This is a genomic window from Janthinobacterium sp. BHSEK (assembly GCF_056174685.1).
In genome coordinates this window covers 66473-87791 of sequence record NZ_JBWBYV010000003.1, presented here as the reverse complement: position 1 = coordinate 87791, position 21319 = coordinate 66473, and the positions used below count along the sequence as shown (strand labels likewise).

The window sequence follows — 21319 nt, the reverse complement described above, 5'->3', positions numbered from 1 at the left end:
GTGTGGCCGTATCTGCGGCGGCCATGCATAATGGCCGCATGATAAACGCAGGAGATGCCGTGAAGCGTGGTGTGCTGTTGTTGAGTTGCTGTCTTGCCTTTTCGTCCGTGCAGACGGCCAGCGAGTGTCCGGGCTTTCCCGTGCTGGCCACGTCCGGCGAAGCGCTGCTGGCGCAAGTGCGCGCGCTGCCGCCCGTCGGTGTCGACCGCGAACGGCAGGCGTGCGCGCCGGCGACCGTCATCGACTTCGCCTACAGCGGCGGCACCTTGTGCCGCTTTGGCGGCGACGAGGGGACGGCCGATGCCGCGACGGCCGCCGTCACGCGCCTGGCCGATGGCGGGGAACTGGTCGAATACCTGTATCTGTTCCCGTATGCGCCGGCGACGCATGCGCGCCTGCTGGCGCTGCTGGCCGCGCGTTTTGATCAAGTCGACAAGGCGGCCTGGCCGGCCTTCCTGCGGGGTGCCACGCCGGGCAAGGAAACGACGGCCCTGTTCACCCATGGCGGCTACTATATTTCGCTGGGCAAGCCCACGGACGGCGACCCCGCCGCATGGTATTCGAATGTGATCTTTGAAAAGGTGGATAAACCTGCGCTGGGCGTGCGCAAGGTGTGCCGGGAGGGGCGCGATGGCTGAAGCGGACGCCTTTCCGGCGGCCTTGGCCGGCACTGTGGCGCAGCTGCTGCCCGTGCTGGGGAGCGGCCGGGCACACCCGCCATTTGCCGTGCGCCAGGATGGCGAGGCCTTGCTGATCCCGACGCGCACCTACTACGACCGCGAGCGGCTGCTGGCTTGTACGCGGCTGCCCGGCGACGCGGGCGTGCTCGCCCTGTGCCTGGGCACGCGCCACCATGACGGCCATCTGCGCGAAGCGTGTGTCAGGCAGCTGTTGCTGCAGGAGCGGGCGTGGACGGTACCGTTCGTCGTGCACCTGTGCGGCGAATACGTGCTGGAGATTATCGAGGCAATTGGCGCGGCGCTGCCGGCCTGGAATACGGAAGCGCTGGCGCGCTACCTGCGGGAGAACCCAGCGTATGTGGACACGCTGGAGCGGCGCAGCATCAGCTACTGGAGCTGCTATTACCGCCGGGAGTATCCCGTGTGGGAAAACTATCCTGGACGCAGGACCATGGCGGCCCTGCGTACCTTGCAAGGCCTTAGGCCTCGATAAAGCGCATCTTGAAGCTGCGGCCCTTGATGTTGCCGAAGTCGCGGCCCAGGGTATTGCCCGCGTTCAGGCGCTTGAACGCCGCCTCGGCCACCTTGCGGTCGAGCGCCACGTAGGTCATGAACTCGAACACGTTGATCTTGCCCACCTGTTCCTTCGTCAGGCCCGCATCGCCCGTCAGCGCGCCCAGCAAATCGCCCGGACGCAGCTTGTCCTTCTTGCCGCCCATGATGCACAGGGTGACCATCGGCGCCGGCAGCGCCTCCATCCCATCGTCTTCCGCCAGCTCCTTCAGGTCGTGCCATTCGGCGGCGCTGTTCTGGTACTGCTCGATCAGCTTGACCCATTTTTTCTCGTTCGGCGCGCACAGCGACAGGGCCAGGCCCTTCTTGCTGCCGCGGCCCGTGCGGCCGATGCGGTGGATATGCACTTCCGTGTCTTTCGAGACGTCGACGTTGATCACGGCGCCCAGGTCGGAAATATCGAGGCCGCGCGCGGCCACGTCGGTGGCCACCAGCACGGAGCAGCTGCGGTTGGCGAACAGCACGAGGATTTCATCGCGCTCGCGCTGTTCCAGTTCGCCGTACAGGGCCAGCGCGGAAAAGCCTTGCTGGCGCAGTTCCTCGGCCAGTTCGCGGCAATGCACCTTGGTGTTGCAGAAGGCCAAGGTCGATTCCGGCTTGAAGTGTTTTAACAGCTTGCCGACGGCGCTGTTGCGCTCGTCGAAGCCGATCTCATAGAAGCGCTGCTCGATCTTGTCGTTGTCGTGCTGCGCCTCGACCGTCACTTCCAGCGGATTGACGAGGAACGACGCCGTGGCGCGGCGGATGTCTTCCGGATACGTGGCCGAGAACAGCAGGGTCTGGCGGCGCGCCGGGCAGGCGCTGACGATGCCGGCGATTTCCTCGTAAAAGCCCATGTCCGTCATGCGGTCCGCTTCATCGAGCACCAGCGTCTGCACGTGGTTCAGGTTGATGGTGCCGCGACCCAGGTGGTCGCGCAAACGGCCCGGCGTGCCGACGACGATGTGGGCGCCGTGTTCCAGCGAGGCGATCTGCGGGCGCATCGGCGCGCCGCCCGTCAGGGTCAGGATCTTGATGTTGCCGGCCGCGCGCGCCAGGCGGCGCAGCTCATTGGCCACCTGGTCGGCCAGTTCGCGCGTGGGGCACAGCACCAGGCCTTGCACGGCAAACCAGGCCGGATTGAGCTTGTGCAGGATGCCGATGCCGAAGGCGGCCGTCTTGCCGCTGCCCGTTTTCGCTTGCGCGATCAGGTCGCGGCCATCGAGCACGGCCGGCAGGCTTTGCGCCTGGATGGTGGTCATCTCGTGGTAGCCGAGCGAATCCAGGTTGGCCAAAAAGGCGGGCGTCAGCGGCAGGCTGGCAAAAGAATTGGTGGTGTCAGTGGTGGTGTTCATAGGGGCGGAGCCGGTAAAAAGCGGGTGGATGGGCACAGTCTACAGGCGTTTACGCCCTTGTGCGGATGGTGGTGTGGCCACCGGCGGCAAACGGCCGCCGGCGTTGTTACTCAGTCTGCTACTAATTGTCGGGCGCCCAGATGGGCAAGCCGGTGAGATCGAGGCCGGCGTCGCGCGTCCATACGGGCAAGCCCGTGGCATCGGTCGGCTCCAGCAATTCGAGCTGCACCTGCTTCAAGGCCACCTTGCGCGCGCGCGCGCGGCGCTGCGGTTCCGGCGCCGGCTCTGGCGCCTCGAGCGCTGGCGGCGGACCGAAACCGGGCAAGTCGATGGTGGCGTTGTCTTTTTTATCTCTCATTTGATAACCTCTGTCCCTGGCCTGCGAAGGCCAGGGGGCGGGCAGCATGCCGTCCGCCTATGTCCATACGCTTTCACTTCATCCACAAAACAAAAGCCCGGCTACAGGAGTCGGGCTCATTGTGAATATCATCGGCAGGAAAAGCACACCTGCGGATTTAAGTGCGGCACGCAGTGTATCACAGGCGTGCCGCACCGTGTAGGGCTTAACGGAAGCTGAGGGCGCCCGTCAAGTCGCCCGGCGGCAGCGCGCCGCGTGACGCGAAGGCGTCGTTGCGCACTTTCAGGCCTTCGAGCAGCGGCAGGTCGTGCAGGCGCGTGATCAAACGCAGGATCGACGTCGTGTCGTAGAAACTGTGGTCGACGGCGCCTTTTTTCGCGTACGGCGAGACGACGATGGCGGGAATGCGCGTGCCCGGGCCCCAGCGGTCGCCCTTTGGCGGCGCCACGTGGTCCCACCAGCCGCCGTTCTCGTCGAACGTGATCACCACGATCATGTCCTTCCACTGCGGCGATTCCTTCAGATGCTGGATGACGTTGGCCACGTGCTGGTCGCCCGATTCGATGTCCGAATAGCCCGCGTGCAGGTTCAGATTGCCCTGCGGCTTGTAGAAGGTCACGGCCGGCAGCTTGCCCGCCACGGCGGCGGCGAGGAATTTGTTCGAGATCGGGCTGTCGCCCGTGCCGCCGTCGCGCAGGTGTTCGGCGCGCGCCGCCGTGCCGGGCGCGAACTGCTTGAAGTAGTTCAGCGGCTGGTGGTGGAACTGGAAGTTCGGCTTGCTGCCGCCGCCTTTGTGGTCGAGCGCCGCTTGCCAGCCGCCGCCATACCATGCCCAGCTGACGCCCTTGCGCGACAGCAGGTCGCCGATGGTGTCGTAGGTTTGCGGCGGCAGCGTATTCGCGTCGGCCGGGTCGGCGTGCAGCGGGTCGCCGTCGAAGGCGGGGCGGATGTAGCTCGGTTGATACGGCGGCGCCATGGTGTTGACGGCATAGCCGTCCGGCGTGAGGGCGCCGTCGTTCACGTATTTCGGCTTGCCGTCCAGCGCGGAGGCGGGACAGTCGGGCGAGATGGCCAGGCGCACGCCTTGCGGGCCGTCCGACAGTACGGCGATCTTTTTCTTCGCCGCCGTCTCGGCCGCGTTGAAGTATTCGTTGGCGCGGCCTGTGACGAGGAACTGGTGGTTCATGTAGGAGCCGCCGAAGGCCGCCATGAAGAAGTTGTCGCACAGCGTGTACTGCTCGGCGATCTGCCACAGGTTCAGGTTTTTCGACGTTTCGCCGTAGTGGCCCATCACCAGGCCGCCGCTGTCGGCCCACGCGGCAAAGCCGTCGTTCTTGCCGCCGTTGATCTGCATCTGGTTGTTATAGAAGCGGTGCACGAGGTCGCGCGTGATGATGCTCTCGGGCAGGGGCTTGCCGGCTGCGTCGCTCAGTTTGTAGGGCGCGTTGGGCAGGCCGGAAATCTGGTCTTCCTTGATCAGGTAATCGGTGCCGCCGATATTTTGCTGGTTCGGCACCAGGCCGCCCCAGATATTCGGCAGGGTAGCCAGCGGCTTGCCGTCGCGGTCCAGTTGCTGCGCCTGTTCCGCCGTGACGGCGGACAGGGGGGCGCTGGTGCCGGGGAAGTTGGCGAACAGGTTGTTGAAGCTGCGGTTTTCCAGGTAGATCACGACCACGTTCTTGACGTGCGCCTTGAGTTTCGCGTCGAGCGAACCCTTGGCGATGGTCTTCCTGGCTGGCGCGGCGTCGGCCAGCGCCGGCAGGCTGGCGGCCAGGCCGACTGCGGAAGCGGCCTGGAAAATGCGCCGGCGCGAGGGATTGGCGGGTTGGTCGGCCGGATCGGCTGGCAGGGCGGGGGCGAGGTCCTTCACACATTCTCCTTGGGTGTCTCTATGGGCACGGGCGTTGGCGGCAATGGCCGGCAACGCCCGTGAAGCGGGAAAATTGTATCACCGGCCCTGCGCCAGTGCGAAATATTCGGCCTGCCCTAGAACTGGTAGCGCACCTTCAGTGCCACCTTGCGCGCCGGACCATGCATGCCCGAGTACCACCAGTCCGATACGGAAGCCGTGTACTGTTTGTCGAACAGGTTGGCCACGTTCACGGTGGCCGACAGCTTGTCGTTGACGTCGTAGCGCGCCATCAGGCTGGCCACCGAGTACGCCTTCTGTTCCCAGTGCAGGGTACTGTTGATCTGCCACGCGTCGATGTCGGAATACACGCGGCTTTGCCAGTTCACGCCGCCGCCCACCGTCAGGCGATGCAGCTCGCCGGGCAGCCGGTAAGTGGTCCACAGTTTCACCAGGTGGCGCGGGAAGGTGGTCAGGATCGCCTTGCCGGTATTGTTTTCCGTCTGGCTGTAGGACCACGAAGCCGAGATGTTCCAGTCCGGCGTCAGCGCGCCCGTCGCTTCCAGGTCCACGCCCTGGGTCTTGGCGCCCTTGATGGCGCGGTTGGCGGGATTGTTCGTGCCAGGGACGGTGTAGCCGGGGTCCGATTCGGCCAGGTTGCTCTGGCGGATCTGGTACAGCGCGGCGGCCGTGTTCAGGCGGCCATCGAGCCAGCCGCTCTTGATGCCCGCTTCGAAGGTCTTGCCCTCGCGCGGCGCCAGCAGCTTGCCGTAGCGGTCTTGCTGGGCTTGCGGCTGGTAGATGGTGGAATAACTGGCGTAGGCGCTGTGCGTGCCGTCGATGTCGAACACCAGGCCGCCATACGGCGTGAAGACGCGGCTTTCCGCGGCTGGCGACGCGCTGTAAAACGGCACGGTAGGCGCGTCCGAGATGTAGTTCTCGCTGTAGCGCAGCACCTTGGCGCCGGCGATCAGTTTCAGGCGCTCGGACAGGTTGAGGCGCGTGGCGGCATACGCGCTGGCCTGGCGGCGCGTGCTGTCGTAGGTGACGTAGGTAGCGCCAAACGCGGGCGTTGCCAGGCGATTCCAGCGGTACAGGTTGACGTCGCTGCCCTGGATGCTCCAGTCGAAGCGGCCGTCCGTCTTGCTCTGGAATTCGCTGTAGTCCATGCCCAGCACCAGCTCGTGCTGGCGGCCGAAGGCGCTGAACGGCCCGCGCACGTTGACGTCCACGCTGTTGACCTGGAGCTGGTAATCGCGGTAGTCGGCGCTCAGGCCCAGGCCATCGCCCGTGGCCTGGTCGGGGAAGCCGGCGCTCACGTTCATGTAGACGGCGCGCTCCTCCTGCGACGACTGCACGCGGTTGGCCGAGATTTTCAGCTTCCAGTCGTTTGTCAGCGCGTGTTCCAGGGTGACGAAAAGGTCGGTCGAATTGGTGCCGAAGCGATTCGACCTGGCGGCCGGGCTGAAAGAGCGGGGCAGGTCCGTCATGGTGCCATTGCTGTAGAACAGGGGGAAGCCCAGGTAGGAGAGGGAACCGTCCGAGCGCTTGCGCTGGTGCGTCATGCCGGCCGTCAGTTTCGTGTCGTTTGACAAGTCCGCCTCGAGCACGCCGTAGACCACTTTCTTGTCGCGGCTGTAGCCGTCGATGATGCTGTCGCCTTCCTCGTACACGCTCACCAGGCGGCCGCGCACCGTGCGCGCCTCGTTCAGCGGACCCGAGATGTCGGCCATGGCGCGCCGTTCATCGTAGGAGCCCAGCTCGCCCTCGACGGCGGCCTGGAACTGCGCCGTCGGCTTCTTGCGCACCATGTTGATGGCGCCCGAAGCGTCGCCCGCGCCCGTCATCAGGCCCGAGGCGCCGCGCAGCACTTCGATGCGGTCGTACAGCGCCATGTCGGCCAGGCTTTGCGACGGTATCGCATTGAGGCCGAGGTTTTCCGAATGCGTGCTGACGCCGTCGAGCTGATAATTGGTGATCGAGTAGCCGCGCGAAGTAAAGCCCGTGCGCTCGCTGCCCAGCGAAAACAGGGTGACGCCCGGCGTTTGCGCCATCACTTGCGCGATGGTGCTCAAGCCCTGGTCCTGCATGCGCTGCTGCGTGATGACGCTGACCGACTGCGGCGTTTCCCTGATCGACAGGCCCAGCGGCGTGGCCGTGGCGATCGGCAGGGCGGAGACATATGCGCCCGAGCCTTCGGTGGCGTCCTGCTGCGCCTTGACCGATACTTCCGGCATCATCGACAGCGCTTCGCCACCCGCTGCGGCGTCGGCCGCGCGCAGCACGTAGCTGCCATTGGCGCTGCGCTCGGCCTTCAGGCCCGTGCCGCGCAGCACGCCGTTCAGGGCGGCCAGCACGTCGTGGCGTCCCGTGAGCCCCGTGGACGTCTTGCCGCGCGTCTGGTCCGGCGTGAAGCTGAGGATGACCCTGGACTGGCTGGCGACCTGGCGCAGCGCCGCCGCCAGGTCGCCAGCCGGCACCTGGAAGTCGAGGCTGGCCGCTGGCGCTGCCGCGACTTCCTGCGCCAGGGCTGGCGCGGGGATATTCAGCAGCAGGGCCGAACCGATGAAGATGCATTGGATGGCATGCGCCATGCGCTTGATGCGTGGCCGGGACCGGGAAGACATAACTTGGGACATGGTTACCTTGTGGTGTAGTCGTCAAAAAGAACGTTGCCTACACAGGTCACGCGAGAATCGAAAACGGGTACCTTTTTTTGCGCTGGCGTGAAAATACATGTTCAGCGCTGCTGGCGCGCCTCCACCTGCACCCAGTAGCGCGTGCGCAGGCGCACGTCCACCGGCAGGGAATCGGGCAGCGACAGCAGCACGGCGTCCAGGTCGGCCAGCGGGAAGACGCCGGAAATGCGCAGGCCGGCCACCGCGTCGTCGCAGCCCAGCCAGCCGTGACGGTAGCGGCTCAATTCATGCAGGAAGTCGCGCAGCGGCATGGCGTCGGCCAGCAGCAAGCCCTGGCGCCAGGCCCAGATGTCGGGCGAGACGGCGTGCGCGGGCACGGTGCTGCGCGCCGTCATGCCGCCGCCCTGGCCCGCCTGGATCACGAGGCTGGCATGGCCATGGCGCGGCATCAGCCGCACGGCGCCTTCCTCGACGGCGACCTGGGTGCTGCCCTCGTCCTGGCGCACCGAGTAGCGCGTGCCCAGCGCCTGCGCCCGGCCTTGCGCCGTTTCGACGAGGAAGGGGCGGTAAGGCCGGCCCGTTTCGCGGGCGGTGGCGATGAAGGCTTCGCCCCGCACCAGTTGCAGCATCCGCTGCGTGTCCGTGTAGCGGATGTTGACGGCGCTGCCGCTGTTCAGATGCAGGCGGCTGCCGTCCGCCAGGGTCAGCTCGCGGCGTTCGCCCACGCCGGTGGACAGGTCGGCCAGCGCGGCGCGGGCCATGCCGGGCGCATATTCCGAGCGCGCGCCGAACCAGCCGGTGAGACCGATGGCGGAGATCCACGCCAGCAGCCGCAGGCTGCCGCGCCGCGAGACGGAACGCGAGAGGGGACTTTGCAGCAGCGCCTGGCGGCTGGCTGGCCCATCGAGTGCGCGCAAGCCGCCGCTGACGCTTTCGATGTGTTTCCATGCCCGTTCATGATCGGGGTGCGCCTGGCGCCACTGCTGCCAGGCCGTTTTTTCCGCCGGCGTCGTTTCGCCGCTCATCAGGGTGGTCAGCCATTCGGCCGCCTGCATGGCGACGGCCAGGTCGATGGGCTGGCCCTGGGCGTAGACGGTGGCGGCGCGCATGTCAGGGCGCGGCAAAATCGGGCACGGCAAAAAAGCACAGCAGGTTGGCCTTGCTCAGGTATTTTTTGACGGAATGCGTGGTGGTGCCCAGTTCGGCGGCGATCTCGGCGTAGGTCATGCCGTCCAGGTGGGCCAGCAGGAAGGCGGCCCTGGCCTTGGCGGACAGCTGGTCCAGCGCGCGGTCGACCAGTTGCAGCGATTCGAGCAGCATGGACATCGCTTCCGGCGATGGCGCACAGGCTTGCGGCTGGTGCAGCAGGGCGTCGAGGTAGGCCCGTTCGAGTTCTTCGCGCCGGCAGTGGTTGGCCAGCAGGCGCTTGGCGATGGTGGCCAGGAAAGGCCGCGGCTGCGCAATCCCGGCACTGCTGCGCGCGACGAAGATCTTGAGGAAGGTATCCTGCGCCAGGTCGCCCGCCAGCCCCGCATCGTGCAGGCGGCGCTTCAGCCAGTGCAGCAGCCACGAGTGGTGCTCGGCATACAGGGCCTGGAAATCGGACGGCGGGGAAGGGGCGGACGGCATGCGCACAGGATGGGATAGGGTATCTTAATCTAAATGAGAATTGTTCTCATGATAGCGCAGCGGCGCACGCCAGGCAATCGGGAAAACGCGGCGTTGCTGAAATGCGACTGCGCCCCTGGCCGCCTGCGGCAAGGGATTTGCGCCTGCGCACGGCAGATGTAAAAGTTTCCTTGACGCAAGCTTTCATGTGAGAAAATGCGGGCTGTCGATGTGGTGCGGAGCGAAAAATGATGTGGATGGTTGGCGGTGCCCTGGTTCTTTTGGTCGCCAGATTTTTATGGTTGGCCTTTTTTCATCGGGTCAACGCGATGTCGCGCCAGGCGGAATTGATGAACTGGCTCGACATCGGCCGCGTGTCGAATGCCGATGGCGGCAAGGATATTTTGTTGGCGAGAAACGAGCGCGGCGCCAGGATCGACTGGCGCACGGGCGAAGTCTGGCTGATGAATCCGAAGGTAGAGGAGCCGTTTGCCGATTTCCTCGCCGTCGAACGCTGGCTCACTTTGCGCGACATGCCGGCGGCGGACAAGCCGGCGCCAGCCGCTCCCGCGCCAGCGGAGCCGGAACCGGCGCCGGATGCCGGCCCCGTGCGCGATACCTTGCCGGCCTTCCAGCAAAAAGTCGATGCCTGCCTGGCCAAGGCGGAAGGCGGTCAGGAATTGCTGGAAACCAAGCAGGCGTTCGAGGCGGGCAGCGAGCCCTATCTCGAGGCGTCGACGGAATTGAGCAAGACGGCGCTGGAGCTGGAAGTGTCGCCCGCCATGGTGGCCACGTTTCATATCAGCGCCTTTGCCGCCCTGGCCGAAACGGCGGGCGCCGACAAGCTGGAACGGGTGGCGGCCAGCCTGCATGCGGCGGCCAGGCAGATCAGGGCCAGCGTCACCGCGTAACAGCATGGGCCCGGCCCGGAATGAAAAAAACCGCTGAAGCCCTTGCAGGCATCAGCGGTTTTTTATGTATTGGTTGCGGGGACAGGATTTGAACCTGTGACCTTCGGGTTATGAGCCCGACGAGCTGCCAGACTGCTCCACCCCGCAGGCGAATTATAACCGAGTTTGCTGCATTGCGAAAGAGCGCATGGAAATGAAGGATATTTGGCTTGCAGGATGGTCATTGAGATACTGCGCCGCAATGGAAAAAGCCGCTGATTCTCTTGCAAGAATCAGCGGCTTTCCGGTATCTGGTTGCGGGGACAGGATTTGAACCTGTGACCTTCGGGTTATGAGCCCGACGAGCTGCCAGACTGCTCCACCCCGCAGGCGAATTATAGCGGGGTTTGCTGCAATGCGCAATGGCCGGGTTTCAGACCCTCGATTACGCCGCCGCCAGGCGCCACAGCGAGGTGATTTCTTTCGAGCGGGCCGCGTGCAGGCTGTCGGTGGCGTCCTGCGCGCGCGGGTGCGTGGGTTTCACGTCCAGGCGGTCGACGACCTTCAAGCCTGCCTGTTCTATCCATTCGAGCAATTGCGCGCGCGGGCGCAGGCCCAGGTGCTCGGCCAGGTCCGACAGGATCAGCCAGCCTTCGCCGGCAGGTTCCAGGTGAGCGGCCAGGCCGGCGAGGAAGCCGCGCAGCATGCGGCTGTCCGGATCGTAGACGGCGTATTCGATCGGCGAGCTTGGGCGGGCCGGCAACCATGGCGGATTGCACACGACGAGCGGCGCGCGTCCGGCGGGGAACAGGTCGGCCTGCACCACCTCGACCTTGTCGATCAAGTCGAGGCGGGCCAGGTTTTCGCGCGCGCAGGACAGGGCGCGCGGGTCCTGGTCGGTGGCGACGATGCGGGCGACGCCGCGCTGCGCCAGCACGGCGGCCAGCACGCCCGTGCCGGTGCCGATGTCGAAGGCCAGGCTGGCGCGCGCGGGCAGCGGCGCTTCCGCCACCAGGCCCACGTATTCGCCGCGGATGGGCGCGAACACGCCGTAGTGGGGGTGGATGCGCTGGCCCAGGGCCGGCAGTTCCACGCCCGTGCGGCGCCATTCGTGTGCGCCGATCAGGCCCAGCAGCTCGCGCAGCGAGGCGACGAAGGCTTCCTCGCCGCGGCCATACGCTTCATTGCAAGCCAGTTTCACGTCCGGCGCGCGGCGCAGCGGGATCGTGTAATCGGCATCGAACGGCAGCAGCAGCATGGCCAGGGTGCGGGCGCGCTGCGACTGCGCCTGGCGGTGCAGATGGAAGGCTTCCGTGGCCGATGGTTCGGGTTTCGCCAGCTTGGCGGCCTTGGCCTTCTTGCTGGGTTTGTCGTTCTTGTGGTCGGCGCGCCGCGCCAGCGCCTGCAGCAGCTGGCGCGCGTTCTGGAAGTCGCCGCGCCACAGCATGGCCGTGCCTTCGCAGGCCAGGCGGTAAGCCTGGTCGGCCGTCGTGCGGTCGTCGGCGATGACGACGCGCTTGGGCGGCGGCATGCCGCTTTCCGAGCGCCAGCGGGCCGAATGCTCGGCGCCGTTTTCGCTCCAGTGGATCTGCGGATGAACGGTAGGGGAAGAAGTGTCGGACATGGGTTTCAATCGATAGAAGGGGGCGCGCGGCATGGTCGCCTGCGCAGGCCGTCTTCCATTATACGTCGCTGGCCGTGCCGTCAGCGGTGTCCGTGCCATAGGCGAGTGCCAGCGCGCGGGCGCGCGCCTGGTCTTCCGGCGTCGTTTCCACGGCTTTCCTGTCGGCTTTCACGGTTGCGTCCGGCTGCACCAGCTTGAGCAAACGCAAGCTCAGGCTGCCTGCCAGGTCGCCATCCTTGCCGCTGGCGCTGGCGCCGTCGGACGTGCCCTGATAGAGATTGCTTTGCAATTGCTGGCCCAGCAGCTGGAATAGGTCGTGCAGATTGCCGGCGAAGTGCGTGGCGGGCAGCTCCTTGGCGGGCAGGGCGGCGTCATCGGATGATGTGGCTTCCGGCGTTTCACCTTGCGTTTGTTCAAGCACGCCCGCGCTGATGTTCGATTGATATTGCACTTCCACTTCGAAGTCGAAGGTCTGGCCGTCGGCCGTGGTGATCTTGCCCTTGCCGATGAAATGGGCGTTTTCATCGAGGCTGAAGGCGGCCGCGCGGCTGCTGCTGCCTGCGCCCGAGACGCTGACGCCAGCATTGCTGAAGCTGGAACCGGCCTGCAAATCGACGGCATCGAAGGCGACGGTGGCGCCGTCGCCGAACAGCTGGCGCGTCATGTTGTTCAGGAAATCCTGCGCCACGTCGACGGTGGCGTTGCCCAGCGCATCGGTCCGTTGCGACAGCCCCTTGGCCGACAGGTCCAGGCCATTCTTCGACAGGGCCACCACGTCTTGCGCCGTGCGCTGCATCAGGGGCGAAGCGGCCAGGCCGGTGGCGCTGCCGCCCGAGCGGGACGGCCGCTGTCCATCCAGCGTAGTCGAGGCGGGTTGACGGCTGGCAAGGGCGGGAAGCTGGGACATGGTCGGTTCAAATGGGGAGGATATGCGAATTAACGGCAATATCTCCCCATTCTTTAACCATTAGTGGTGGTGCGACCAGCTACCGTCCGCCGATTCCAGGTAAGACTTGACAGCATCGGCCTGGCCCGTGGCGTGGCGCTTGAGTTCGCCGCATGCGCAAATGCCCTGGTATGGCTGGATATGCGAGCAGGCGGAGACTTTTTGCAGGTAGACCTGCATGGATTTGTGACATTTGACGCACTTGAAGGTGAGGCTGCGGGCGGCTTTCATGGGTTTCCTTGAACTGTTGCGGGGCGTAGGCGGTACCTGCGCGAAGGCGGCGATTTTAACGCACTCCGGCCATCGTTACACGTTGTTGCATCTGCGCCACGCGCAGGTCAACTGAATCCGTGCCGTGACGTTGAACGTATATAGGAGGTCGTCTGACCGCCATTGAAGAGGTAGCACCATGGACAAGCATGACAAGGAAAAGCCTGTACAGCCCGCCAAGGAGCTGGTCAGGAAGTGGCTGAAAGCGGAGCTGGAACAGCGCCGGCCCCCGCCCGACCCCGAGCAGATCCGCCGCGAACTGGGCTGGGATATGCTCAGGCTGTGCCGGGAACCGGCCAGCCGTTAGCGACCTAGCGCACCGTCACCACGCTCTTGCCGCCTGAACCGGGCTGGACCAGGATCTTGGTGGCGATGCGCTCCGTCATTTCCTGCACGTGCGAGATGACGCCCACCTTGCGGCCCATCGCTTGCAAGCCGTCGAGCGCATCCATGGCCACGCGCAGGGTTTCTGTGTCCAGGCTGCCGAAGCCCTCGTCGATGAACAGCGACTCCACGCGCACCCGGTTCGAGGACAGCGAGGCCAGGCCCAGTGCCAGGGCCAGCGAGACGAGGAACGATTCGCCGCCCGACAGCGAATGCACGGAGCGCAGCTCGCCGCCCATGTCCTGGTCGCGCACCATCAGGCCCAGCGACGGATTGTTCGGGTTGTCGATGCGTTCGAGCTGATAGCGGCGCGCCAGGTGGTTCAGGTGCGCGTTGGCATAGCCGAGCAGCACTTCCAGGGTGAATTGCTGCGCGTAGTTGCGGAATTTCTTGCCGTCGGCCGAGCCGATCAGTTCATTCAGGCTGGCCCAGCGCCGTTCGATGACGGCTTGCGCCTCGATCTGCGCCAGCATCGCTTGCGCGCCGTGGCGCCGCGCGTCGTCCTGGGCGATCGCCAGGCGCAGCCGGGTTGCTTCCTGGTTGGCCGCCTGGCGTTCCAGCAGCAGCGCGTCGAGCGCGGCCTGCAGCGCCGCCGCGTCCGTTTCCAGTGCATCCGGCGGCTGCTGCACATGCGCTGCCAGCTGCTGCCGGCGTTCTGCCAGCACGGAGACGGCTGCCGTGTGGCGGTCGGCGATCGCTTGCAGGGCGTCGCGTTCGGCGCGCATGGCTTCCGGCGCGATGGCCAGGCGCGCGCGCAAGGCGTCCATGTCGGCGGGCGCATGGGCAGGGTGGGTATCCTGGAACTGGCGCAGCCAGTCGTGCAGGGCGGCGCTGGCGCTGTGTTCCTGTTCATGCAGGGCCGCCAGCCGCTGCGACAGCTGCGCGCATGCTTCGTCCAGACGCGTGCGCTGCTGGCTGGCCGATTGCGCCGCCGTTTGCTGCCGCGCCAGCAGCTCCCTGGCTGCCGCGACGGCGTCTGCCAGCGCGCGCTCGACCTCGGCCACGCTCTGGCCCTGCCATAGCGCGTGGCGCTCCGCCTGCATTGCCGTGCGCTGCTTGTCGGCGGCGGCAAAGACGGCGTGGGCTTCCTGCGCCGCTTGCCGCGCCTTGGCGGCGGCCGGCTGCGCCGCTTCCAGCTGCGCGGCCAGGGTCGCCAGCGCGTGGCCGCAGTGGTCCTGGTCCGCCTGCTGTTTCAGCCATTGCCGGCTGTCCGTGTCTCGCGCCGCGCGGAAGGCGGCCGGACCGGCGCGCCAGCTGTCTTTCCAGTCCTCGGCGCCGTCGGCGTCGGCGAACGCGGCATCGAGCTGCGCCAGCAAGGCGTCGAGCGCGGCGCGCGCCGTCTCGCCCTTGTCGGCGTTGCCCGCTTGCTGCGCCTGCAGCTGCGCCAGCCGCGCTTGCGCATCGGCGACGCTGCTTGTGCAGCGCGCGTGCTCGCTGGACGCCAGTTCATGCGCCGCCTGCGCCTGCTCGCGCCGCGCGCCGGCCTGGCGCAGCGCCGTTTCCTGCTGCGCCAGCGCCTGTAAACCGGCCGCATTGGCCGCCAGCTGCCGCGCGAACCAGTCCGCGCGCTCATTTGCCGGCGGCAGTTCCAATGTGTCCGCATGCGGCTGCCACTGTGCGAGCAAGCTGTCGATGGCGGGCGGCAGGGCCGCCAGTTCGGCATCCGTTTGCGCCTGTTCGCGCGCCGTCGCGGCCAGCGCCGCCTTGTGCGTGGCCAGCCGCTCCAGATTGCCGCGCGCCTGCGTGCGGCAGGCCAGCACTTCATCCTGCAAGCTGGCCAGCATCGCCTGCAAAGGGTGGTTGGTATGATCGGCGTGGCTGTACGGGTGTTCCAGCGCGCCGCAGACGGGGCAGGGCTGCTCGTCCTGCAAGGTGGCCCGCAGCTGCTCGACGCTGGCCGCGCATGCCGCTTCGGCGCCTTTCAAGGATTTTTCCGCCTGCGCCAGGCGCGCTTCCAGCAGCGGCGTTTGCGCCGCTTCCGCCGCCCATGCCGTGTTTTCCGTCTGCGCGGCCTGCGCCAGCTGGGCCGCCCTCGCTTGCCAGTGCGCCAGCGCCTGCTGCTGGCGCGCCAGTTCGCTCCAGGTCTTTTCCGCGCTGGTCAACGTGCGCGCGTGCGTCTCCAGCTGGCCGCGCTGTTCCTGCAGCCCCTGGCCATCGATGGCTTGCACGGCCGCTTGCGCCTCGCGCCTTTCCGCATCGCGCACGGCCAGGGCGGCAGCGGCGCTGGCCAGCGCCGCTTGCGCCGCCTGCGTGGCGTCCGAGGCCTGGCGCAGCTGCTGTCTTGACTCGGCCATGCTGGCGTCGGCCGCATCGGCTTGCGCGGCCGCTTGCCCGGCCTGGGCAAACAATTGATCCCACAACTGCCACGATTGCGCCAGCGCCTGCCATTGCTGGTGCGATGCCAGCCACTGGCGGCCCGTTTCCTGTTCCGCTAGTGCCGCGTGCTGGCGCTGCTGCAGCGCGTGCAGCGCGGCGCGCGCCGCCTCGTCGGTCTGGTCGGCGGCCAGGGCGCCAGCTTGCGCCTGGCGATGCGCGGGCATGTGCGCCGCAATGCCCGCGTCGAGCGCCTTGGCTTGGTCGAGCAGGGGCGCCGCATCGCGCTGCGCCGCTTCCCTGGCAAGCAAGGCCGCTGCCGCCTGCTGCACGGCCTGCGCCAGCTGCGCTTCGCCGGCCACGGCCTGCGCCGCCTGCGCGCGCGACGCTTCCAGCGCGGCGCCCGTGCCGGCGATGTCGTTGGCCAGGCGCGCCACGTCGTCGATCAGGGGCCGCGCCGGCTGCAGCAATTCCCACTGCGCCAGCGCCGCGCGGCGCTCTTCGGCGGCGGTGCGTTCGGCATCGGCGCCGTCCAGCGCTTCCTGCGCGGCCGTCACCTGGCTTTGCAGCTTGTCGGTCTCGTGGTGCCAGCGCTGCTGCAGTTCCAGCACCGCCTTGCGCAGGTCGATGGTTTGCAGGGCGGTTTCGGCCGAGCCGCTTGACGCTTCGGTCTCGCTGCGCTCTTCCGGCGACAGCGGCCGCTGGTCGGCCAGTTTTTCGCCCAGCCGTTCGAGCACCTGCTTTTCCTTTTTCGCCCGCTCGAAGGCGCGCATGGAAATGTCCGTATAGATGCTGCTGCCCGTCAGGGTTTCCAGCAATTCGCCCCGTTCATTGTCTTCCGTCTTGAGGAAGGTGGAGAACTCGTTTTGCGCCAGCAGCACGGCGCGCGTAAACTGGTCGAAGGACAGGCCGATGCGTTTTTCGATTTCGTCCTTGACTTCCGTCTTGGTGCCGCCGAGGGGCTGCAGCGCGGGCAGCTGGTGCAAGCTCATGGCGGTGGCCTGCAGCGCGCCTTCCGCCTTGGTGCGCGAGCGCCGCACGCTCCAGCGCGCGCGGTAGTGACCGCCGTCGTTGCCGACGAAGTCCACCTGCGCGTAGCCGTCCGGCGTGCCCCGGCGCAGCAGGGTGCGCGTATCCTGCGCGCTGACGGTTTCCTTGCCCACGTCGGGCAGGGCGCTGCCCCGGCCCAGCACTTTCAGCAGGCGCGGCGTGGCGTCGTACAGGGCCAGGCACAGGGCGTCGAGCAGGGTGCTCTTGCCCGCGCCCGTGGGGCCGCTGATGGCGAACAGGCCGGAGGACGCCAGCGGTTCCTGCTGGAAGTCGACTTCAAATTCGCCGGCCAGCGAAGCCAGGTTCTTGCCGCTGATTTTGAGGATTTTCATGGTTCTTCTGGTGTGGTCAAGCGCCGGGCAGCAGCAGTTCGGCCAGGGCCGAGAGCAGTTCGGGCGGCGCTTCCTTCGCGTATTTTTGCTGGTACAGGCGGCGGAAGATGTCGTCGGGCTGCAGCTGGCCCAATTGGTCGAGCGTCATGTTTTCGGGGGCGCTGCCGCGCGCCGCGCTCGACGTTTCGATCTTCGCCAGGCGCACGGGCGTGCCGTCCAGCGCTGCCTCGATGCGCGTGCGCAGGCCCGGTTCGGGCGCATCGAGGCGCACGCGCACTTCCAGGAACGGTTGCGCCTCGGTGGGAGCGTCCGGCACGTCGAGGGCCGCCAGCTGTTCCAGCACTTCGTTGATGGGCGCCGGGGCGGCGGGCACGCGCAGCAGGGGCACGGCGCGCGGCACGGCGATGGTGCGTACTTCGCGTAACTGCTCGCCGTCGATATCGAGGCACAGCACCTGGTGGCGGTAGTTCACTTCCGCAAACGATAGCGGTATCGGGCTGCCGCAGTAGCGGATGTGCTCCTGGCCGCCCACGGCCTGCGCCTTGTGCAGATGGCCCAGCGCCGCATACGCGATGGACGTATCGAAAATCCCCGAGGGCAGCATTTCCGTGCCGCCGATGACGATGCGGCGTTCGGAATCGTTCGACATTTCGCCGCCCACCATGTGGCAGTGGCCCATGGCAAGGATGGCTTGCCCGGGCTGGCGGCGCGCCAGGGCCAGGTCCGTCAATTGGCGGTACAGCAGGGCGATGCCGCCCAGGTAGGCGTCCTGGGTGTCGCCGGCCGGCAGTTTCGGCACGTCGCCGGGGCGCAAAAAGGGCACGGCCAGGCACCAGGCCCGCACCTGGCCATCGGCGCCCGTCAAGGGCAGCAGCAGGCGTTCCAGGTCGATATTGCCCGCTGCATCGCGCAGCAGATGGCCGATCACGTGCGTGCCGTGCGCGGCCAGCAGGGGGGCTGGCGCTTCCAGGCGGCCCGCCGAATCGTGGTTGCCGGCGACGACGACCAGCTGCAGCGCGGGCAGGCGCGCGCGCGCCTGCTGCAGGAACACATACAGCTGTTTTTGCGAGGCGGCGGAAGGGTTGGCATTGTCGAACACGTCGCCCGCCACCAGCAGCACGTCGATCTGTTCGGCCACGAGGGTGTCGAGCAGCCAGTCGAGGAAACGCTGGTGCTCGTAGCCCCGCTCAAAATTGTGCAGGGTCTGGCCCAGATGCCAGTCGGAAGTGTGCAGCAGGCGCATGGTGTGGCAAGGGTAGGGAAGACAGGCGCCAATATAGCAGGAATGACAGCGGGCAGACTCGCGCGCTGGGCCAGCGGCCATATCAAGTAGTCAGCGCGCCGGCCCTGTAGGTATTACGCCCATCCTGCTTGGCCTGGTACAGCAGCACGTCGGCCCGCTGCAGCAGCACGGCAGGGGAAATGTCTTCGTCGCGGTAGAAGGCCAGGCCGATGCTGGCGGAAATGCGCACGGTGATGCCGTCGAGTTCGAACGGCTGCCGCATGGCGGCGACGATTTTTTCCGCCAGCACGGCCGCGTCGTCGGGCCGGGCGATCTGTTCCATGATGATGGTGAATTCGTCGCCGCCCAGGCGGGCGACGATGTCGGTGGCGCGCATGGTCTGCGTCAGGCGCTGGGCGAAGGCGCGCAGCAGGGCGTCGCCCGTGCCGTGGCCGTGCGTGTCGTTGACGGGCTTGAAGCGGTCGATATCCATGTACATGACGGCCATCAGGTGCTGTTGCTGGCGGCTGGCGTGCATGGCGTCGCTGAGTTTCTGCTGGAAGCCGGCGCGGTTCGACAAGCCCGTCAGCGCATCGACCTGGGCCAGCTTCAGCAGCCGCTGTTTCTCGCGCTTTTGCACGGTGATATCCTGGCGCATCACGTGAAAACCCACCACCTGCAGCCTGTCTTCGCCGATCTGCGGGATGTAGATCACTTCCATGCAGCGCTCGATGCCCTCCTTGTCGTCTTCTTCCTCGAAGCTCAAGGTTTCGCCGGCCAGCACTCTTTCGATATACGGCGCCACCGTGCGGTAGCGCGCTTCGCCCACCGTGTCGCGCACGCTCTTGCCCAGCGCCTGGCGGCCCGTCAGGCCGAATTCGCGTTCATACGCGATGTTCAGGAAGCGGTAGACCTGGTCGGCGTCGATGTAGGCGATCATTGCCGGCAAGGTGTCGGCGATGGTGCGCAGGCGCGCCTCGCTTTCCAGCAGCGCCACTTCCGATTCGCGCAAGGTGGTGATGTCGTCCAGGCTGCCCACGTAGCCTTCGATGCTGCCGTCGATGAGGATGGGGGCAATTTTGACGGAGACCCAGACCAGCCTGCCGTCGCGCTGCAGGCAGCGCAGGGTGGACTGGAACGGTGCGTGGCTGCGCGTGAGCTGTTCCAGCGCCACGTGCATCAGCGGATAGTCGTCCGGGTGCAGGGCGCTGGTCCAGCCAGCGCCCAGTGCGGCGGCGCGCGGCAGGCCCGTGATGGCTTCGAAGGTGCGGTTGACGTAGGTGCAGCGGCGCTGACGGTCCAGGCGCACCAGCCCGAGCGGCGAGGCGTCGTTGACGGCGGCCAGCTCGGCCTGTTTCTGGCGCAGTTCCAGTTCCTGCTGGCGGCGCTGCGAGATATCCTCGGCGATGCACAGGATATGCTCGACCTGCTGGCGCTCGTCGAACACGGGCACGGAAACCGCGCGCAGGTAGCGCAGGCTGCCATCCGCCAGGCGCAGCGGCTTTTCCGTGTGGTCGATGACGCCCCGCTCGGCCAGGATGGCGCGGTCGTCCTCGGCGTCGTGCAGGCCGAAGTCGGGCGGGAAGGCGGCGCAGTCGGTCTTGCCGATGACGTCGGCGGCCAGGTGGCCCGTGATGTCCTCGGCCGCCTTGTTCCACACTTCCATCCGGCCGAAGTTTTCCGGGCGCGCGCTTTTCACGTACACCAGCACGGGCAAATGGTCGATCAGCGACTGCAGGAAGCTGCGGTTGTCCTGCAGCGCCAGTTCGTCGTGCTTGCGCGCGCTGATGTCGCGCGAGGTGACGGCCACGCCGTCGGCGATCGGCACCACCTGGTGGCGCAGCCAGCGCGTGCCGCCCGAGGCCAGGGTCAGTTCGAATTCATCCTCCAGCGGCTGGCCCGTTTCCATCACCAGCACGAAGCGCTTGAAAAAGCGCTCGCCGCGCAGCAGCGGCACGCGCGGCAGCACGCGCTGGCCCAGCAGTTCGGAGCGCGGCTTGCCCAGCATATCGGCGGCCCGTTCGTTGACGTCGGCGAAGATGAAGTCTTCCACCGGCTTGCCCGGCGCGGGGCGCCAGGCTTTGAGCAGCAGCACGGCATCGAGGCTGGCCTGGTGCGCCGCGCGCAGCAGCGCCTGCGTTTCCTTGGCCTGGCGGATGCTGCGGCGCAGGCGCGCGCTCTGGCGCATCAGCAGGGCCGTAAAGCCGGCGATGAGCACGCTGGCGGCGAGCAGCGCGCCGACATACGCCAGGCGGCGGTGTTCGAAGCGGGCCAGGGCGGTGGCGCGGCTCACGCCCACCACGGCGAGCAGCGGGTAGCGGGACAGTTCGTGGTAGCTGTAGATGCGCGCCGTCGCATCGACGGGCGGCTCGATCAGCAATTCCTCGGGGGCGTGCTGCGGCGGGCCCGGCATGCGGAAGTCGATGCGGTCGCTGAGGATCAATTGTTCGCCGATGCGCCCCACCGTCAGGCCGCTGTCGCGCGCCACGAGCATCAGCGCGCCATGCTCGTCGAGGTTCAGACGGTCGTAATCGTCGACAAAATACGTGGGGTCGACGTGGATGATGATGGCGCCCGCAAAGCGGCCCCGGCCATCGTTCAGGCGGCGCGCCAGGCGGATGGTCCAGTGCTTGCTGCCCGCGTCGAGCATGGGCGTGTCGACCAGGGCCGTGTCGGACGCATTCGCGGCCAGCGCCCTGAAAAATGCCTGCCTGGCCAGGTTTTCCGGCAGATACGCGTTGGCGCTGTCGATCACGTCGCCGCGCGCGTCGACGAGGGCGATCGGCAGTTCCAGCTTCGACGGCAGCACGCTGTCGAGCAAGCCCTGGCGGCGCGTGAATTCATTCAGGCGCAGGGTGCCGTCCGTTTCCTCGTATTTGAGCTTGAACAATTGCGTGGCATGGTCCGTCTGGCGCAGCGTGAAACTGGTATGGTCCGCCAGGGTGCGCGCCAGCGACTGGCTGACGGCCACGGCGTCGCGCACGGCGCTGGCCCGCTCCTGGCCCACCTGGTACAAGACGGCCGCCCACAGCGCCAGCAGCAAGATGAGCGCGGACAGGGGTACCAGGCTGAGACGGTACAGGCGGCGGGCAAGGCGTTGCAGGGGTCTTGTTATCGCTATCACGGGCGCTTGCAGGCTAGGGTCATGGAAAGGTGAAGGGCGGCGTGGCGCGCATCATAGCCGAAATATGCTGACCTGCGCGCTGCCTGCTGCCCTAGCGTCTGTTCGTGGTCTGTCGCTGGCCTT

Annotated in this window: 16 protein-coding genes and 2 tRNA genes; 4 read left to right on the top strand and 14 right to left on the bottom strand. The window is 66.8% G+C overall.

Annotated elements, in window-relative coordinates; genetic code table 11:
• Positions 1 to 59 precede the first annotated feature (59 nt).
• Positions 60 to 638, top strand: coding sequence for a hypothetical protein (locus tag AC0V2Y_RS01045; protein WP_475413542.1), 579 nt, complete (start codon positions 60 to 62; stop codon positions 636 to 638).
• Positions 631 to 1173, top strand: a complete 543-nt coding sequence (locus AC0V2Y_RS01040) for a hypothetical protein (protein ID WP_475413541.1) — start codon at positions 631 to 633, stop codon at positions 1171 to 1173. The genes AC0V2Y_RS01045 and AC0V2Y_RS01040 overlap by 8 nt, the downstream gene beginning before the upstream one ends.
• On the opposite strand, the gene dbpA is transcribed toward AC0V2Y_RS01040, so the two are convergent.
• From dbpA to AC0V2Y_RS01010, 6 genes are all read right to left on the bottom strand, one after another.
• On the bottom strand, positions 1160 to 2587 hold the full coding sequence (gene dbpA / locus AC0V2Y_RS01035) for an ATP-dependent RNA helicase DbpA (RefSeq protein WP_475413540.1): 1428 nt from the start codon (positions 2585 to 2587) through the stop codon (positions 1160 to 1162). The two genes, AC0V2Y_RS01040 and dbpA, sit on opposite strands and share 14 nt — an antisense overlap.
• Positions 2588 to 2708: 121 nt before the next feature.
• Positions 2709 to 2945, bottom strand: coding sequence for a hypothetical protein (locus tag AC0V2Y_RS01030; RefSeq protein ID WP_070223821.1), 237 nt, complete (start codon positions 2943 to 2945; stop codon positions 2709 to 2711).
• A 205-nt stretch (positions 2946 to 3150) separates the two neighbouring features.
• Complete coding sequence (locus AC0V2Y_RS01025) at positions 3151 to 4815, bottom strand: acid phosphatase (RefSeq protein ID WP_475413539.1); 1665 nt, start codon at positions 4813 to 4815, stop codon at positions 3151 to 3153.
• A 116-nt stretch (positions 4816 to 4931) separates the two neighbouring features.
• Positions 4932 to 7388, bottom strand: a complete 2457-nt coding sequence (locus tag AC0V2Y_RS01020) for a TonB-dependent siderophore receptor (protein ID WP_475413538.1) — start codon at positions 7386 to 7388, stop codon at positions 4932 to 4934.
• Positions 7389 to 7534: 146 nt separating this feature from the next.
• Positions 7535 to 8542: a FecR domain-containing protein gene (locus AC0V2Y_RS01015; RefSeq protein ID WP_475413537.1), complete on the bottom strand. Its 1008-nt coding sequence runs from the start codon at positions 8540 to 8542 to the stop codon at positions 7535 to 7537.
• Position 8543: 1 nt separating this feature from the next.
• Complete coding sequence (locus AC0V2Y_RS01010; protein ID WP_475413536.1) at positions 8544 to 9062, bottom strand: sigma-70 family RNA polymerase sigma factor; 519 nt, start codon at positions 9060 to 9062, stop codon at positions 8544 to 8546.
• Positions 9063 to 9391: 329 nt separating this feature from the next.
• Here AC0V2Y_RS01010 and AC0V2Y_RS01005 point away from each other — a divergent pair, with 329 nt between their 5' ends.
• On the top strand, positions 9392 to 9952 hold the full coding sequence (locus AC0V2Y_RS01005) for a hypothetical protein (RefSeq protein WP_475413535.1): 561 nt from the start codon (positions 9392 to 9394) through the stop codon (positions 9950 to 9952).
• Positions 9953 to 10022: 70 nt separating this feature from the next.
• On the opposite strand, the gene AC0V2Y_RS01000 is transcribed toward AC0V2Y_RS01005, so the two are convergent.
• From AC0V2Y_RS01000 to AC0V2Y_RS00980, 5 genes are all read right to left on the bottom strand, one after another.
• Positions 10023 to 10099: transfer RNA gene (locus tag AC0V2Y_RS01000), tRNA-Met, on the bottom strand.
• A gap of 144 nt (positions 10100 to 10243) precedes the next feature.
• Positions 10244 to 10320 (bottom strand) — tRNA-Met (locus AC0V2Y_RS00995).
• A gap of 56 nt (positions 10321 to 10376) precedes the next feature.
• On the bottom strand, positions 10377 to 11555 hold the full coding sequence (locus AC0V2Y_RS00990) for a methyltransferase (protein WP_475413534.1): 1179 nt from the start codon (positions 11553 to 11555) through the stop codon (positions 10377 to 10379).
• A 58-nt stretch (positions 11556 to 11613) separates the two neighbouring features.
• The gene (locus tag AC0V2Y_RS00985) at positions 11614 to 12462 is read right to left on the bottom strand and encodes a hypothetical protein (protein ID WP_475413533.1); all 849 of its coding nucleotides are present in this window, start codon (positions 12460 to 12462) and stop codon (positions 11614 to 11616) included.
• A gap of 60 nt (positions 12463 to 12522) precedes the next feature.
• Positions 12523 to 12732: a hypothetical protein gene (locus tag AC0V2Y_RS00980; protein WP_034755039.1), complete on the bottom strand. Its 210-nt coding sequence runs from the start codon at positions 12730 to 12732 to the stop codon at positions 12523 to 12525.
• Positions 12733 to 12910: 178 nt separating this feature from the next.
• Between AC0V2Y_RS00980 and AC0V2Y_RS00975 the strand changes: the two genes are divergently transcribed.
• A complete protein-coding gene (locus AC0V2Y_RS00975; protein WP_162835746.1) occupies positions 12911 to 13078 on the top strand; it encodes a hypothetical protein in 168 nt (55 codons plus the stop codon).
• Positions 13079 to 13082: 4 nt separating this feature from the next.
• Here the strand turns inward: AC0V2Y_RS00975 and AC0V2Y_RS00970 are convergent, their stop codons facing one another.
• The 3 genes from AC0V2Y_RS00970 to AC0V2Y_RS00960 form a co-directional block, all read right to left on the bottom strand.
• Positions 13083 to 16850 (bottom strand): AAA family ATPase, encoded by a 3768-nt coding sequence (locus AC0V2Y_RS00970; protein WP_475413532.1) that lies wholly within the window; start codon positions 16848 to 16850, stop codon positions 13083 to 13085.
• Between the two features lie 16 nt (positions 16851 to 16866).
• The gene (locus AC0V2Y_RS00965) at positions 16867 to 18093 is read right to left on the bottom strand and encodes an exonuclease SbcCD subunit D C-terminal domain-containing protein (RefSeq protein ID WP_475413531.1); all 1227 of its coding nucleotides are present in this window, start codon (positions 18091 to 18093) and stop codon (positions 16867 to 16869) included.
• Between the two features lie 82 nt (positions 18094 to 18175).
• Entirely contained in the window at positions 18176 to 21196 is a 3021-nt protein-coding gene (locus tag AC0V2Y_RS00960; protein ID WP_475413530.1) for a PAS domain-containing protein, read from the bottom strand.
• Positions 21197 to 21319 lie beyond the last annotated feature (123 nt).

Excerpts from the sequence above, each read along its gene's own strand:
- AC0V2Y_RS01040 (WP_475413541.1), top strand. The coding sequence starts at position 631 with ATGGCTGAAGCGGACGCCTTTCCGGCGGCCTTGGCCGGCACTGTGGCG.
- dbpA (WP_475413540.1), bottom strand. The coding sequence starts at position 2,587 with ATGAACACCACCACTGACACCACCAATTCTTTTGCCAGCCTGCCGCTG.
- AC0V2Y_RS01030 (WP_070223821.1), bottom strand. The coding sequence starts at position 2,945 with ATGAGAGATAAAAAAGACAACGCCACCATCGACTTGCCCGGTTTCGGT.
- AC0V2Y_RS01020 (WP_475413538.1), bottom strand. The coding sequence starts at position 7,388 with ATGGCGCATGCCATCCAATGCATCTTCATCGGTTCGGCCCTGCTGCTG.
- AC0V2Y_RS01015 (WP_475413537.1), bottom strand. The coding sequence starts at position 8,542 with ATGCGCGCCGCCACCGTCTACGCCCAGGGCCAGCCCATCGACCTGGCC.
- AC0V2Y_RS01010 (WP_475413536.1), bottom strand. The coding sequence starts at position 9,062 with ATGCCGTCCGCCCCTTCCCCGCCGTCCGATTTCCAGGCCCTGTATGCC.
- AC0V2Y_RS01005 (WP_475413535.1), top strand. The coding sequence starts at position 9,392 with ATGAACTGGCTCGACATCGGCCGCGTGTCGAATGCCGATGGCGGCAAG.
- AC0V2Y_RS00990 (WP_475413534.1), bottom strand. The coding sequence starts at position 11,555 with ATGTCCGACACTTCTTCCCCTACCGTTCATCCGCAGATCCACTGGAGC.
- AC0V2Y_RS00985 (WP_475413533.1), bottom strand. The coding sequence starts at position 12,462 with ATGTCCCAGCTTCCCGCCCTTGCCAGCCGTCAACCCGCCTCGACTACG.
- AC0V2Y_RS00980 (WP_034755039.1), bottom strand. The coding sequence starts at position 12,732 with ATGAAAGCCGCCCGCAGCCTCACCTTCAAGTGCGTCAAATGTCACAAA.
- AC0V2Y_RS00975 (WP_162835746.1), top strand. The coding sequence starts at position 12,911 with ATGGACAAGCATGACAAGGAAAAGCCTGTACAGCCCGCCAAGGAGCTG.
- AC0V2Y_RS00970 (WP_475413532.1), bottom strand. The coding sequence starts at position 16,850 with ATGAAAATCCTCAAAATCAGCGGCAAGAACCTGGCTTCGCTGGCCGGC.
- AC0V2Y_RS00965 (WP_475413531.1), bottom strand. The coding sequence starts at position 18,093 with ATGCGCCTGCTGCACACTTCCGACTGGCATCTGGGCCAGACCCTGCAC.